This is a genomic window from Gaoshiqia hydrogeniformans (genome assembly GCF_049347105.1).
GTDB classification, from domain to species: Bacteria; Bacteroidota; Bacteroidia; order Bacteroidales; family Prolixibacteraceae; genus Gaoshiqia; species Gaoshiqia hydrogeniformans.
In genome coordinates, this window is sequence record NZ_CP186334.1 from 3,523,269 (window position 1) to 3,537,900 (window position 14,632).

The following is a 14,632-nucleotide window of genomic DNA, read 5'->3' on the forward strand; positions in this document are numbered from 1 at the left end:
CCATAGTAAAATCGACAAAAATGAAAAATTTGTTTAAATACAGCATATCCTGTCTCATACTTGCGATAACTTTTGGTTGTTCGGAATACCTGGACCCTTCGTTAGATGGATCGTTGACAGAAGAACAGGTTTTTGGAAACGATGCCTATTTTAACGGTGTCCTCAATACGGTGTACGGCACCATACCGACTGAATTTGATTACATGCTGGATTGTGCAACCGACAATGCCGTAACCAATAATTACAGTTCAGACTATTTGAAGATGGGAACAGGCGCATTGCGGCCGAACATGAACCCCGTAGCAAACTGGGTTAACGCATACCGCCAAATCAGGCGAATTAACCAGTTTCTTGAAAAGATGGTCCTGGATGACACCGGAACAAAGCCTTTTTTAACCCCGGTCCGGTTTGTCAAACTGGGGACAGTTGCCGACAGTATCGACAACATCAATACCTTCTACCGGATGCTGGGTGAAGCCTATTTTCTGAGGGCTTACTACGAGGCAGACCTGCTGAAAAGGTACGGCGGCAAAGCTGTCAACAACGAGTTCTTAGGTGTTCCGGTTGTGACCGATGTGTTGTTTGTGGAAGACAACCTGAACCTGCCGAGGAACACCTATCAGCAGTGCGTCGATCAGATTGTCAACGATTGCGACAGTGCCAAAAAGTATTTGCCGGTTGAATACACGGGAACCAATGCTGTTTTGGGAGCCACCATGAACGGGCGGGCGAACGGCATTGCGGCGATGGCATTAAAAGCGCGGGTGTTGTTGTATGCTGCAAGTCCTGCTTTTAATCCCGAAAACGATCTGACCAAATGGGAAAAAGCGGCGACAGCAGCCGGCGACGCGCTAAAGGCCATCGGTGGCTTAAAAGACCTTCCGACCATCGACAATTACTATTTTAATCAGCTGAACAATAAAGCGTACAATATCCGCGATGTCATCTTCAGGGGAGCTGTACAGAGTGGCAACCGGGCGCTTGAAAACAGTAATTACCCTCCCTCAATGTACGGAAGCGGGCTGGTAAATCCTTCACAGAATTTTGTGGATGCTTTCCCGGATAAATCGGGTTACCCGATCACTCAAAGCGCCTTATACGCGGCAAGCGAGCCGTACCTGAACCGCGACCCGCGACTCAACCTCTTTGTGGCCCTGAACGGAACCTCAATGGGAGCTTCCAACTACCATAAAATAGAGACTTTCGAAGGCGGGGTTGACGCGTTCAATCCTTCAATCAGCACCTCACGTTCGGGCTATTACCTGAAAAAGCTGCTCAAATACGGGAGCGTAAACCTGGTTCCCGGTCAGCTGACAGGTACCGCGAGAGCTGCCATTCATTTAGGCACCCCCGAGTTATACCTCAATTACGCCGAAGCGGCATTTGAAGCCTGGGGCGCCAAAGCAGATCCAAAGGCTTACGGGTTTACTGCGGCAACTATAATCGAGCGGATCCACAAACGTTATGGCTCGGGCAACGAATACATGAACACCATAGCTGTCAATGACGAGTCTCTTTTCAGGGCGCTGGTCCGCAATGAGCGAAGAATTGAACTGAGTTTCGAAGGCCATTATTTCTGGGATATCCGCAGATGGGAACCCTCCGAGGACCTTTCGGGGGTGAATGTTCCGGTGAAAGGCGTGAAGATCGTTAAAGATCCAACCGGCGCGTATACTTATGATATGAACATACAACTAGAAAAACGCTTGTTCAATTCCCTGTATATGCCACTTCCTTACGACGAACTCTATAATGCTCCGGCATTGATCCAGAATAAGGGGTGGGAATAATGATATTGAGTTTGCAGTTGCCCGGTAATCAGTTTTTTACTGAACCTGGAAACTGAACTCGGAGACTTTTATTAAAAAGCAAATTATTATCGTATGAAAACAGATAAGTATATTTTGGTGATTTTGCTCGCTGTCCTTAGTTCATGCGGGTTTGAGGAGGATGTGGTGTCTTTTGACAAAACATTGGCCTATTTTTACAATCAGAACTATAATCGAAACATTGTCGTGGGCGAAGGCTTAAACCTGAAGGCCGGCATCATGTTCTCCGGCCTGGTGAATAACAATAAAGAACGGGTCGTGAAATACGTAATCGATCCGGCTGTGGTCACCGACGGTACAAAAACCGTCATGCCGGCAAGCTACTATACCTTGTCGAACGGAACCGAATTTGTCATTCCGAAAGGAGAACACCAGGGATATGTCGGGATTAAAATCGATTCAACGGCATTTCTTGCCGATCCCAAATCACTTACCGGTGAGTATGTCATTCCCTTTCGTTTGGTTGAATCAGCCGATGTGGATTCCATCAACTCAGAAAAAGATTACATGGTCATTTCGGTGAGTTACTGGGCCAAACAACACGGGAACTATTATTATTCGGGAAAAACCGTGCGCACATCGGACGCTGTTGTTGAAACACTGACCTATAAAAACACGTCGACCATTTCTGAAAGCATCAAGCAGCTGACCACTGTCGGACCCAAAACAATGGTCGTAAAAGCCGATGCCACAGCGGGGAGCAAAGACCCGGCAAAAGGAAAGTTTACGTTTCATGTCGAGGCTCCGTCTGTCGGAAGCGGGGAGGTATTGGTTTCCGGCGCGCCGGGCTCTGCCATCCAGGTATTGCCCAACGGAACTTCCTCATACGATGCGGCTTCGCGTACGTTTTACCTGAAGTATAAATATACCGATGGCGCTTTTGAATGTGAAGCGACTGATACCCTGGTATTCAGAAACCGGGTCAGGGACATCCAGGCCGACGGGCAGGGAGTAAACGAGTGGCGCTAAGTAAAATAGATAAAGGATAAAAGAGAAAAGGTGAAATTTTAATTAGTTAGTTATGAATCGTTATTTTAGTTGTATTGTCCTTTTTTTAGGACTTGGATTATTGGCGAATGCCCAAAATTATAAACCGGTAACCGGGAAACTGACGACCCGTTGGGGAGAACAGCTTACGCCTGAAAATGCATGGAGGGAGTATCCGCGTCCCCAGTTGAAACGCGCCGACTGGCAAAACCTGAATGGCTTGTGGGAATATGCTATTGTCCCTGAAAATTCGGCAAAACCGGGTAGCTTCCAGGGAAACATTTTGGTTCCGTTCGCGGTCGAATCGGCTCTTTCGGGTGTAGGAAAAAGTGTTTTACCCGATCAGAAAGTGTGGTATCGCAGAACATTCGATGTTCCGCAAAATTGGGCCGGACAACAGGTAATCCTGCATTTTCAGGCAGTCGATTGGGAAACAACCGTGTGGCTCAACGGAAAACAGGTAGGCGCTCACAAGGGAGGATCGACGGCTTTCTCGTTTGATATCACAAAATATTTGAGAAAAGGACAGCAGGAGTTGGTGGTATCGGTTTGGGACCCTACCGATACCGGCAGCCAGGCCCGCGGCAAACAAGTGCTCGACCCGAAAGGAATCTGGTACACGCCGGTGAGCGGAATCTGGCAAACCGTGTGGATGGAACCGGTGAACCCGACTTCAATCAAGTCGCTGTATCCGGTGGCCGACATCGATAACCACCAGCTTGTGTTGAACACCGAACTTGCGGGCGCCAAAGGCGGCGAAGAAATCAGTGTGAAAGTGACAAGCAACGGACAACCTGTTCTCGATAAAAAATTTCCGGCAGCGGCCCGGCTTGTGCTCAATATCCCTTCACCCAAACTGTGGACTCCCGAATCGCCCGAATTGTACCAGATGGAAGTTTCGCTTCTGAAAAGCGGTAAAATCCTCGACAAGGTAGATTCGTATTTCGCCATGCGAAAAGTTTCGATGGCCAAAGATGATCAGGGGTTTGAGCGGATTCAACTGAACAACAAAACCATTTTCCAGTACGGAACACTCGACCAGGGATGGTGGCCCGACGGCTTACTCACCCCTCCTTCGGCCGAAGCCATGCGTTACGACATGGAAATCCTTAAGGAGATGGGGTTCAATATGCTGCGTAAGCACATCAAAGTAGAACCCTGGTTGTACTATTATTATGCCGACTCGCTCGGGCTCTTGATCTGGCAGGATATGGTTTCGGGATTTGAAACCAATAAACGCTCCGAGCAGCATGTGAGCTGGGATGCCCCCAACGACTGGGCGCGTCCGAAAGAATCAGCCGACCAGTGGGAGTTTGAAATGAAGCAGGAGATCGACCAGCTGAAATTCTTCCCCAGCATTGTCACTTGGGTGATTTTTAACGAAGGCTGGGGCCAGTACGAAACAAAGCGGGTAGTAGAATGGAGCATGGATTACGACAAAACCCGCATCATTGACGGGGTAAGCGGCTGGACCGACCGGAACTGCGGGCACATGAACGATGCCCACCAGTACCCCGGGCCGGGAATGGAACCTGCCGGACTGAACCCCGGACGGGTCATTGTTTTGGGCGAGTTTGGCGGGCTTGGCCTGCCGGTCGAAAATCATTTGTGGAACCCTAACATGCGAAACTGGGGATACCGCACCTATACGTCGGTGCCCGAACTAATCAAAGAATACGGAAAGCTGATGCACAACCTGTACCCCTTGCGTCAACTGGGCTTGTCGGCTGCCGTTTATACCCAGACCACCGATGTGGAAGGCGAAGTGAACGGCCTGATGACCTACGACCGGAAAATGATCAAAATTGATCCTGAACTGCTCCGCATCATGCATGCCCCGCTGTACACCTCAGACGTGAAAAATGTGAAAAACCTGGTTGCCGATTCGGAAGTGAAAAGCAATGAAATCCGTTTCACGAAAACAAAACCTGCGGCCGACTGGCTCACGAACCCTTCGATTGGCAGTTTTGAAACGAAAAACGGACCGTTGAATGTTAAAAAATCGGAATCGGTTTGGGCGGTCGGTTCCTTTAACCTGAACGATGTCCCTGACGGAATTTCATTAAAGATACTCTCTTATGGCGTGGTGAAAGTATATTTGAACGGGAAATTAGTCCTGGATAAACGGATTATCGGGAAACGGCACTATGAACATTTCAATATCAGCGTATTTGCAGCTTACCTGAAAAAAGGCAAAAATGAGCTAGCCGTCGAAGCGATTGATTTTGAAATGAATGCACAGTTTGATTTTGGTTTGTACTCATATTGATTTAGGAGTATATTGCAGTTTGCGGATTTAGTCATGGCCCCTTCCGAAGAGTTGGGGCTATGACTATCCTTATTCAATTGGATACCTAACAAATAAACAGATGAAAAACCAGCTATACCCTTTTTTCCTGGCAACTGGCTTAATAAACCTGAACGGGGCTTGCAGCGCAGCCCGGCCGGTAACCGAAGATCGTCCGAATATCATCTACATCCTGGCCGACGACCTGGGCTATTCTGAACTCGGCTGCTACGGCAACACCTTTAACGAAACGCCAAACCTCGACCGTCTGGCAAAAAGCGGAGTCAGGTTTACCCAGGCTTATGCTGCGGCGCCCGTTTGTTCGCCTTACCGGGCAGCGTTGATGACCGGCCTGTACCCGGCGCGGATTGGGATTACCGATTACCTCCGTCCCGATGCCGGGCAGTTTCTGGATACCACCTATGTAACCTTGCCCGAAGCGTTGAAGGCGAACGGCTACCATACCGGGATCATCGGGAAATGGCATTTGTCGGGCTATAAGTCGCAGAATGCTCCCATTGAAATCCTTCCCGACCGGCAGGGATTCGATGAGGTGATTTCGTCGGAAACAGCCGGAATTGGCAGCGGTACATATTATCATCCCTATCATTTTAATCCTTCGCTTCCGAAAAAACTAAATACCGAAAAAGAATTCATTGTTGACCGGATGAATCTCGAAGCGCTTGAGTTTATCGAAAAAAATAAAGACAAACCTTTTTTCCTCTACCTGAGCCATTACGCAGTTCATACCACCTTGCACGGTCAGCCCGAACTGGTAGACCATTTCCGGAAAAAGCCCGGCTGCGGACACAGCGAACCTTCTAAAAACAACCCGGAAAACGACCCGTACAAAAAATGGCCTGCCGGCCATACCGCGGGGAAAAACAATCCGCATCTGGCAGCCCAGCTAAAAGTAATTGACGACGGCGTGGGAATGATCCGGACAAAACTGAAGGAGTTGGGAATCGAAAAAAACACCATCATCATTTTTACCAGCGACAATGGAGGAGAAAGCCGCGTAACCGATAACTCGCCGCTTCGTGAAGGGAAAAGTACCTTGTATGAAGGCGGGATCCGCGAACCCCTGATCATGTATCAACCTGAAAGAATTTCCGGTGGCAAGCAAGTTGACATCCCGGTAGCCAACTATGATTTTTACCCGACACTTTGCGAATTAAGCAGAACCCCGGTCCCGGGATCCATGAAGCATGATGGAAAAAGTTTTGCCGGCCTGTTGTCCGGAAACGCGGAACCCGGCGATCAGCGGGAGTTCTACTGGCATTACCCGCTGGAGGAAAGGCATTTTCTGGGAGGGCGATCATCCGGTGCGGTCAGGAAGGGCGACTGGAAACTGATCGAGTTTTTTGATACCGGCGAAAAGGAATTGTACAATTTAAAAGAAGATATTGGTGAAACGAATAATCTGTTTGCCGCACATCCCGAAAAAGCCGAAGAACTTCAGTTGCTGCTGAATGAATGGCGAAAAGAAGTATCGGGCACTGCTCACTGATCATTGGTAATTGCAGCATGGGGCATGGGGCTTCTCTCTGTGAACTTTGCGCTTCATGGCGCTCTCTGCGTTAAAAAAGTACCTGAGTACCTAAGTGGCAAAGTAAGACTGAGGCTTTTTCAGTGGCCTGTCATTTGGTTATTGATCATTTGAAACTTGAACTTGAAACTGTAAACTGAATATGAAAAAACTACAAAAATTTGGATCAACAGCGCTGGCTCTCTCATCAGTCGTATATTCCTGTACTTCAACCGGAAATAAAACAGAGGGACCTGCCCGTCCCAACATCATCCTGATCATGGCCGACGACATGGGCTTCTCCGATCTGGGCTGTTACGGCGGCGAAATCAAAACACCCTCCCTGGACCGTTTGGCTGCAAACGGAGTTAGGTATTCACAATTCTACAACGCCGCCCGTTGCTGTCCGACAAGGGCGTCGCTGCTTACGGGCGTATATCCGCATCAGGCCGGCATGGGCTGGATGACCAACGCCAACATGGGAACGCCCGCTTACCAGGGCGACCTGAGCAAAAACGTGGCGACCATTGCCGAGGTGTTAAAAACAGCAGGATACGGAACCTATATGACCGGTAAGTGGCACGTGTCGAATACGCGGAAGGATAACGGAGGCGTTAAAGACAACTGGCCCGTCCAGCGTGGTTTCGACCGGTTTTTCGGAATAGTTGGTGGCGCCGGCAACTATTTCAGGCTGCCGGTCTATTCAAACAATGAAAAATATCCTTCGCCGGAGAACTTTTACTTTACCCATGCCATCAGCGATAGTTCGGTCATGTTTGTCGACCGGCACCTTCAGCAACAACCCGGAAACCCGATGTTTATGTACGTGGCGTACACAGCGCCTCACTGGCCGTTGCACGCGCTGAAGGAAGACATTGAAAAATACAGGGACATTTACAAGGAGGGTTGGGACGCCTTGCGCGAAAAACGCTTGAAAAAACAATACGGGCTTGGCCTGTGGGAACAGGAAGTTGAACTGTCTCCGCGCGACGGGAGAGTTCCGGCGTGGGATTCGCTTTCCGGGGAGGAACAGGAAGAATTTGCCTTGCGGATGGCCATTTACGCCGCCCAGGTTGACGCGATGGACCAGGGAATCGGGCGGATCGTCAAAAAGCTGGAGGAAACAGGTCAACTGGACAATACCTTGATTTTCTTTTTGGCCGACAACGGCGGTTGCGCCGAGTTTATTTCGAGCGGAAAAAGCAAGGACCTGACCGGCGACTTGGCCGATACTTTTGAAAGCTACCGTATCCACTGGGCCAACCTCAGCAACACCCCCTTCCGCGAATACAAACATTGGGTTCACGAAGGCGGAGTCCGTACGCCTTTGATTGTCCACTGGCCCAAAGGCATCGATGCCTCATTGAACAATAGTTGCGTGAGCGGCTATGCTCACCTGACTGATATCATGGCGACCTGCGTAGAGGTTTCAGGGGCAAAATACCCTGACAAAATGAATGATAAAGAGATTGTCCCGATGCAGGGAACCAGCCTGGCGCCTCATTTTTCGAAGCAAGATAACGGGAGGGGACCGATCTTCTGGGAACATGAAGCCAATATCGGGATGCGCGAAGGCGACTGGAAACTTGTGGCCAAAACCCCGGAGAATGAGGAGTTCAACCCCGCTAACCTGGAACTGTACAATATCAATGACGATCCGACCGAACTGAAAAATCTGGCAGGTATTTATCCTGAAAAACGCGACAGCATGTATAACGCCTGGGAAAAATGGGCGCAATATGCAGAGGTTTATCCGATGGACACACGCGAATACGGCGAACGCTCAAACGCGTACAAAAGGCAGATTAATGGCGAATTCGATCTGGATTTTGGCGATTGGGACATTCAAAACCCCGACAACCTGGCCGAATTTGCCATTGACCGCAACGGGAAAATTTCCGGCGACAACTCGGCCGGAATTACCGTCAAAAAACAAGGGCAAAAACCGGGCGATGCCGCTCTTGTTTGGATTTTTCCCGATGGCGGGATCAACGGTTTTGAAATTTCATTCCGGGCTATTGCCAATCGAAACACCAAACTAATGGTCTGTGTTGAGCAGGCGGGAAATGTGAAAAACAAGATCGCGCAGCATGATTATTCCATCGGTGATACGGAAAAACAGTTTTCATTCAAAACCGAAACGATTACCCGGAGTGGCCGTTACCGGCTGGCCTTTTACCTGGGCGACAATCCGGTTGAGGATAAAATCTGGTTGGATGCAATCACATTGACACCTGTGAATTAAAGTGCTACGGCTGGCCTCCCGTTGATAAAAAGGCAGGAGGCCTGTCAGGTACAACTGTCAGCCGGAAACCCGGAGGCCGGATTATTTTAATTTTTGTACACGTCCACGAAGGGTTCTTTCAACGAGGTATTGAGCAAACTCGTGGGGAAATTATCGGTTACCCCCAACTGGACCGGGTAGACCAGGATAAAACTCTTTTCGGCGAAATATTTGTTTAGAAAGGCAGACACCCGGCCCATGTAATCCTGGTACGATGCGTAGCTTTTCCGGCTCATCACCAGGATCAGGTTATCGTCTGGCCGAATGTCATTGATAACTTCCAACAGGCTGTTTCCTTTGAGAATCCTCATTTCCATGTCAACCGGATTTTCATCTTGCCATTTCTTTAAAAACACGGCGGTTTGTTCGGTCGTGTAAAAAACCAGGCTGGCCCCGGTATTCAGACCAATATTCCAGACGCGGGCCAGCCAGGCGAAAAAGCCGGATTCGCGTTCGGCATGTTCGGGGATTACCACCAGGTGCCGTTTAATGGTTGGCAGGGGCTGGTTGGGCTTATAAATGAGGGTGGTGATGTTGCAGTTGGTTAACAAACCGGCTGTTAAAAAACCGAAAAAGGAATCGGTAATCCCTTTTTTATCGTGTAAGCCGATGATCAGGTCGGTGATTTTGTATTCGTTCACCACGTTGGTAATGCCGTTCACCACGTTCAGGTCGTAGCGTAACACGGGTTCCAGTTCATGATCGGTGGCTGAGGCCGTCTTCATGGCTTTTTCCAATACTTTCTTCGCATGGCGTTCGGTCAGCTCATCGGTATTGCCGGTGGTAATGATATTTAGCGCCACCAGTTTACTCTTGCCTTTATCCGATTTAACAATGGTACTCAGGTTGACCAACTCGTTCACGGTGCCTTCGTTGCGGATCGGGATCAGGATGCGTTCGCCGGTGTCTTTATTCCGGTCTTCTCCCAAAATTTCTTCGGTCGTGACCAGGTTTTGAGCCGCTTTTTGGGTTACAAAAGAGGCAATGGTGCAGGTTACCAGGATCATCAGGATGGTTCCGTTCAGCACGCTTTCGTTCAATAAACGGATGGGCTCGCCGTTTGCTCCGTAGCCGAGGATCACATTATAACCCACCAGCACCGCCGCCAGGGTCGATGCAGCCTGGGCATTGCTTAACCCGAAAATGATGCCCCGTTCGTCGGCCGAAAAACGGAATGTTTTTTGGGTGAGCCAGGCAGCTGCATACTTAGCCACGGTCGCAACAACAGTCATAACAATGGCTACTTTTACCGTTTCCCAGTCGGTGACGAATGCCCGCAGGTCAATCAGCATACCCACGCCAATCAAAAAGAAGGGGATAAACAAGGCATTACCCACAAATTCGATCCGGTTCATCAGGGGCGATATTTTGGGGACGAGCCGGTTGAGGGCTAAACCGGATAAAAAGGCTCCCACGATCGGTTCAATTCCGCAAACATGGGCAAAATAAGAACCCCAGAAAACCATGCACAGGATGAAAATATATTGCGCAATATTGTCGTCGACCCGTTTAAAAAACCAGCGGCCAATCAGCGGAAAGACAAACACGATCACCGAAACACAGAAGACGATGGATAAACCCAGTTCCCACCACAAGCCCCGGGATACTTCTCCAATTGAAGTTTTAACAATCACGGCCAGCACCAAAAGGGCCAGTACGGTGGTAAAAATAGTCCCCCCGACCGAAATATTGACTGCCCTGTTTTTGGTGATCCCCATTTTGCTTACAATGGGGTAGGTGATGAGGGTATTCGAGGCGAACATGCTGGCCAGCAAAATGGACGTGTTCGTACTAAACCCGAGCAGGTAAATACTGGCCAATACCCCAAGCGCCATCGGGATGATAAAAGTATACAAACCGAAGACAAAGCTTTTGAACAGGTTTTTTTTTGAATCGGCCAGGTCGATTTCAAGCCCGGCAATAAACATGAGGTACAGTAAGCCGATGGTGCCTAACAGGATGACGCTGCTGTCGCGGGCCAACAGGTTAAAGCCAAATGGCCCGATGATGATGCCCGCCACGATCAGGCCAATCAGGTGAGGGATTTGTATCCGGTTTAGCAGGATGGGCGAAACGAGTAAGATGAGCAGGATGATTGCAAAAATCAGGACCGGATCATTCAGCGGCAAACTAATTCCAAAGATCGTCGAGAGTATCATGGGCAGTTCGTTTACGTTATGGCAGGTGTGAACCGGATTTACCTCACACCAGGCTAAGGCCTCCAAGATACAAATATCTTTTTTTACTGTCATAAAAGGACGATAAGTTTTGTAACTCGTTTTCGGCAACAGCAAAGGGAAAACTACATTTTTGGATTGTATTTTTTAGCTGGGGTTTCGCCCCGGGCAACCATTAAGGCGTTCATGGCCAGGGCTTCCAGCTCGTCTTCGCCGGGGTATACGTACATGGGGGCGATGAAGGCTGTTTTTTTTCGGATATATTCAACGAGGTACTTGTTGTGGGCCATGCCTCCGGTGAGCAAAATGCCGTCGGCCTGTCCATCCAAAACGACGGCCATTTCACCTATCGCCTTGGCCACCTGGTAGCCCAGTGCATCCTGGATCATCCGGGCTTGCTGGTCGCCGTCCGCCGCCCGTTGTTCCACCTCCTGTGCATTGTTTGTGCCCAGGTAGGCTACGTAGCCGCCTTCGCCCACTACCATACGCCTGATTTCTTCTTTTGACCAACGCGGGTCAAAACACAAATCGATGACCTGTCCGACAGGTAAAGAGCCGCTGCGTTCGGGGCTGAACGGGCCGTCGCCGTCGAGCGCGTTGTTCACATCAACCACGCGGCCCTGGAGATGGGCGCCAACCGAAATTCCCCCGCCCAGGTGAACGACGATCAGCCGGAGTTGTTCGTAGGGTGTCCCCACTTTAAGGGCATGAGCGCGAGCTGTGGCTTTCTGGTTCAGGGCGTGAAAGATAGATCGTTTTTTAAAGATCGGATGCCCCGTGATCCGGGCAATTTCGTCGAGTTCGTCGGTGACCACCGGGTCGGCGATATAAGCCTTCGCCCCCGGAATTTGATTGGCAATATAATCGGCGATCAATGGCCCCAGGTTGCTGGCGTGTTGCCCGTATACTCCTTCGCGGGCATGGCCAAGCATCAGGTTGTCGACCAGGTAAACACCCGATTCCAGCGGATACGTCAGGCCGCCTCGGCCGATAATGTGTTTGATGCGGTCGACCTCAAAGCCTTCTTCCATTAGAGCGTCGATGATCATGCCTTTGCGAAAGTCGAACTGTTGCAACACGGTTTGGTAGCTTGATAATTCGTCGATGGAGTGCCTGAGTACTTTTGAAAGCTTACACTCTTCGTTGAAATAAACAGCGAATTTGGTGGAGGTCGATCCCGGGTTAATGGCTAAAATACGATATTCGTTCATGCAATTTATTTACACAATAAAGCTGCTAACGCGATTGAATTCAGTTTTGTTTGTGTGCTGTCGCCCCTCGATGACAAGACCGCCGGAACTTTGGCCCCCGCAACGACGGCTGCCTGTTCGGAATGACAGAGTTTGGTGCTCGTTTTATAAAACACATTTCCCGCATCAATGTTGGGGAACAGCAGGCAGTCGGCATCTCCGGCCACCGGCGAGTTTATTTTTTTGATCCGGGCCGATTCCGGGTCCAGGGCGACATCAAGCGCCATGGGGCCGTCAACCAAGGCGCCTGAGATTTGTCCCCGCTCGGCCATTTTGGTCAGCAGGGCGGCATCCACACAGGACTGGATAGCGGGCAGTACCTGCTCGGTGGGGGCAATCAGGGCCACTTTGGGTTGTTCAATGCCCAACGCTTTGGCTGTTTCAATCAGGTAGCTGATCATGGCTGCCTTTTGAGCCAGATCGGGGTAGGGGATTACCGCGACATCGCTGACGATTAATAATTTATGATAATTTTTGTTTTTAATTACTGTAACATGGCTCAACACGCCTTTGGGAGGTAACAAGCCAAACTCTTTATTGAGTATAGCCCTCATGTATTTGTCGGAATTGATCAGGCCTTTCATCACAAAATCAGCTTCGCCCAAGTTGACCAGCTTAACGGCAGCGAGGGCAGCGGTATCTTCATTTTCGGCATCCACCAGTTTAAATACCGACGGATCGATTTTCAGTTGTTGACATCCGGCTTCAATTTCCTCCCGGTTCCCGGTAATGGTAAGCTCAATCAGTCCCGTTTTTATGGCCTGCCAGGCAGCCTCCAGGCTGTGTTCATCTGTCCCGTTTACCAGAACCATCCGCTTTGGTTTTCCTTGTTGGGCCAGTTTGATGATGTCGGCTAAATGTTTGATCATGTTTTTGAAATCATGGTGATTGTGAAAGTAACGCTTCACTTACGAAAATTAAAGAACAAAAGTCAAACAAAAAAATGTTTTTAAACCACTGGAAAACAAAACATCCGATGCTGAAAAACATCGGATGTTACAATTAGATATTGATAGGTGTTTTTATTCTGTCAAACTTTCATTTTTGATGCTGCAATCCTTATGATTTTGCTCGTTCGCTGACAATTTTTTCCGTATCGAGGGCGATCATCAATTCTTCATCAGTCGGGACCACCATGACGGTTACCGGCGAACTTTCTTTGCTGATAACCGCTTCTTTGCCTCTAAGCCCTTTATTTTTGGCTTCATCCAGCTGAATCCCCAGGAATTCCATTTCTTTGGAAATTCCAAGGCGAGTGGTGTCTGCATTTTCGCCGATTCCCCCGGTGAAAATCAGTACATCCAGTCCGCCCATAGCGGCAATGTACGAGCCAATATATTTTTTGATTTTGTAGTCGTACATATCCAGGGCCAGTTGTGCCCGTTCGTTTCCTTGCGCGGCTGCATCTTCTACTTCGCGCATATCCGACGAAATTCCGGTAACACCCAATACCCCGCTGTGTTTGTTGAACAGTGTACTGGCCGTTTTTAGCCCGATTTCTTCTTTTTCCATGATGTAGGTAACAGCGCCGACGTCCAGGTCGCCCGACCGGGTGCCCATCATCAAGCCTTCGAGTGGCGTGAATCCCATGCTGGTATCAACCGACTTGCCGTTTTTTACGGCTGCGATGGAAGCCCCGTTACCCAGGTGGCAGGAGATGATCCGCTGTTTTGAAAAATCGCGGCCTAAAATATCGCAGGCCCGTTTGGTCACATAACGGTGGCTCGTGCCGTGGAAGCCGTAACGGCGGATGCCGTACTTTTTATACAACAGGTAGGGAATTCCGTACATATAGGCTACCGGCTCCATGGTTTGGTGAAAGGCGGTATCGAATACGCCCACTTGAGGAATCCCGGGAATCAGTTCTTCCATCGCGTAAATTCCTTTCAGGTTTGGCGGGTTGTGTAAAGGCGCCAGGTTGGTGCATTGTACCAGCGCATTGATCACCTCGCTGGTGATAAACTCGCTGGAACTGAAATATTCGCCGCCGTGCACAACGCGGTGACCGACGGCGTCAATTTCTTCCAGATTTTTGAGACAACCGTATTTTTCGCTTGTCAGAATACCCAGGATATATTCGATCCCTCCTTTATGGTCGAGGATTTCACCTTCAAATACAATCTGGCGTCCGTCCTCGTGTTTGTGTTTCAGGAAGGAGCCTTTCATGCCCAGTTTTTCAATGCCGCCTTTAGCGACCACATGGCGGTCGCCCATGCTAAAAAGCTGATATTTTATTGAACTGCTGCCGCAGTTGAGTACAAGAATCTTCATTTGTTTATTTTTTCAGTTT

The 14,632-nt window shown here is 49.4% G+C and carries 9 protein-coding genes; 5 read left to right on the plus strand and 4 right to left on the minus strand.

The annotated features are described in order from the left end of the window. The first annotated feature begins 20 nt into the window (after positions 1–20). The 5 genes from ACOIT5_RS14225 to ACOIT5_RS14245 all read left to right on the plus strand — a co-directional run bounded on the left by ACOIT5_RS14225 (position 21) and on the right by ACOIT5_RS14245 (position 8,876). Entirely contained in the window at positions 21–1,790 is a 1,770-nt protein-coding gene (locus tag ACOIT5_RS14225; protein ID WP_423126821.1) for a RagB/SusD family nutrient uptake outer membrane protein, read from the plus strand. 93 nt (positions 1,791–1,883) lie between these two features. Continuing rightward, on the plus strand, positions 1,884–2,798 hold the full coding sequence (locus ACOIT5_RS14230) for a BT_3987 domain-containing protein (protein WP_423126822.1): 915 nt from the start codon (positions 1,884–1,886) through the stop codon (positions 2,796–2,798). 52 nt (positions 2,799–2,850) lie between these two features. Continuing rightward, positions 2,851–5,085 (plus strand): glycoside hydrolase family 2 protein, encoded by a 2,235-nt coding sequence (locus ACOIT5_RS14235; protein ID WP_423126823.1) that lies wholly within the window; start codon positions 2,851–2,853, stop codon positions 5,083–5,085. Between the two features lie 100 nt (positions 5,086–5,185). Then, positions 5,186–6,613 (plus strand): sulfatase, encoded by a 1,428-nt coding sequence (locus ACOIT5_RS14240; RefSeq protein ID WP_423126824.1) that lies wholly within the window; start codon positions 5,186–5,188, stop codon positions 6,611–6,613. 181 nt (positions 6,614–6,794) lie between these two features. Then, on the plus strand, positions 6,795–8,876 hold the full coding sequence (locus ACOIT5_RS14245; protein ID WP_423126825.1) for an arylsulfatase: 2,082 nt from the start codon (positions 6,795–6,797) through the stop codon (positions 8,874–8,876). Positions 8,877–8,962: 86 nt separating this feature from the next. On the opposite strand, the gene ACOIT5_RS14250 is transcribed toward ACOIT5_RS14245, so the two are convergent. From ACOIT5_RS14250 to ACOIT5_RS14265, 4 genes are all read right to left on the minus strand, one after another. Next, positions 8,963–11,167 carry a cation:proton antiporter gene (locus ACOIT5_RS14250; RefSeq protein ID WP_423126826.1) on the minus strand — a complete coding sequence of 735 codons (2,205 nt, stop codon included), beginning with the start codon at positions 11,165–11,167 and terminating at the stop codon, positions 8,963–8,965. Between the two features lie 50 nt (positions 11,168–11,217). Continuing rightward, positions 11,218–12,303, minus strand: a complete 1,086-nt coding sequence (gene buk, locus ACOIT5_RS14255; RefSeq protein ID WP_423126827.1) for a butyrate kinase — start codon at positions 12,301–12,303, stop codon at positions 11,218–11,220. Positions 12,304–12,308: 5 nt separating this feature from the next. Continuing rightward, the gene (locus ACOIT5_RS14260; RefSeq protein WP_423126828.1) at positions 12,309–13,211 is read right to left on the minus strand and encodes a bifunctional enoyl-CoA hydratase/phosphate acetyltransferase; all 903 of its coding nucleotides are present in this window, start codon (positions 13,209–13,211) and stop codon (positions 12,309–12,311) included. A 190-nt stretch (positions 13,212–13,401) separates the two neighbouring features. Continuing rightward, complete coding sequence (locus tag ACOIT5_RS14265; RefSeq protein ID WP_423126829.1) at positions 13,402–14,613, minus strand: acetate/propionate family kinase; 1,212 nt, start codon at positions 14,611–14,613, stop codon at positions 13,402–13,404. Positions 14,614–14,632 lie beyond the last annotated feature (19 nt).

Coding starts and splice junctions, on each gene's coding strand:
- ACOIT5_RS14225 (WP_423126821.1), top strand. CDS start 21: ATGAAAAATTTGTTTAAATACAGCATATCCTGTCTCATACTTGCGATA.
- ACOIT5_RS14250 (WP_423126826.1), bottom strand. CDS start 11,167: ATGACAGTAAAAAAAGATATTTGTATCTTGGAGGCCTTAGCCTGGTGT.
- ACOIT5_RS14245 (WP_423126825.1), top strand. CDS start 6,795: ATGAAAAAACTACAAAAATTTGGATCAACAGCGCTGGCTCTCTCATCA.
- ACOIT5_RS14230 (WP_423126822.1), top strand. CDS start 1,884: ATGAAAACAGATAAGTATATTTTGGTGATTTTGCTCGCTGTCCTTAGT.
- ACOIT5_RS14240 (WP_423126824.1), top strand. CDS start 5,186: ATGAAAAACCAGCTATACCCTTTTTTCCTGGCAACTGGCTTAATAAAC.
- ACOIT5_RS14265 (WP_423126829.1), bottom strand. CDS start 14,613: ATGAAGATTCTTGTACTCAACTGCGGCAGCAGTTCAATAAAATATCAG.
- ACOIT5_RS14235 (WP_423126823.1), top strand. CDS start 2,851: ATGAATCGTTATTTTAGTTGTATTGTCCTTTTTTTAGGACTTGGATTA.
- buk (WP_423126827.1), bottom strand. CDS start 12,303: ATGAACGAATATCGTATTTTAGCCATTAACCCGGGATCGACCTCCACC.
- ACOIT5_RS14260 (WP_423126828.1), bottom strand. CDS start 13,211: ATGATCAAACATTTAGCCGACATCATCAAACTGGCCCAACAAGGAAAA.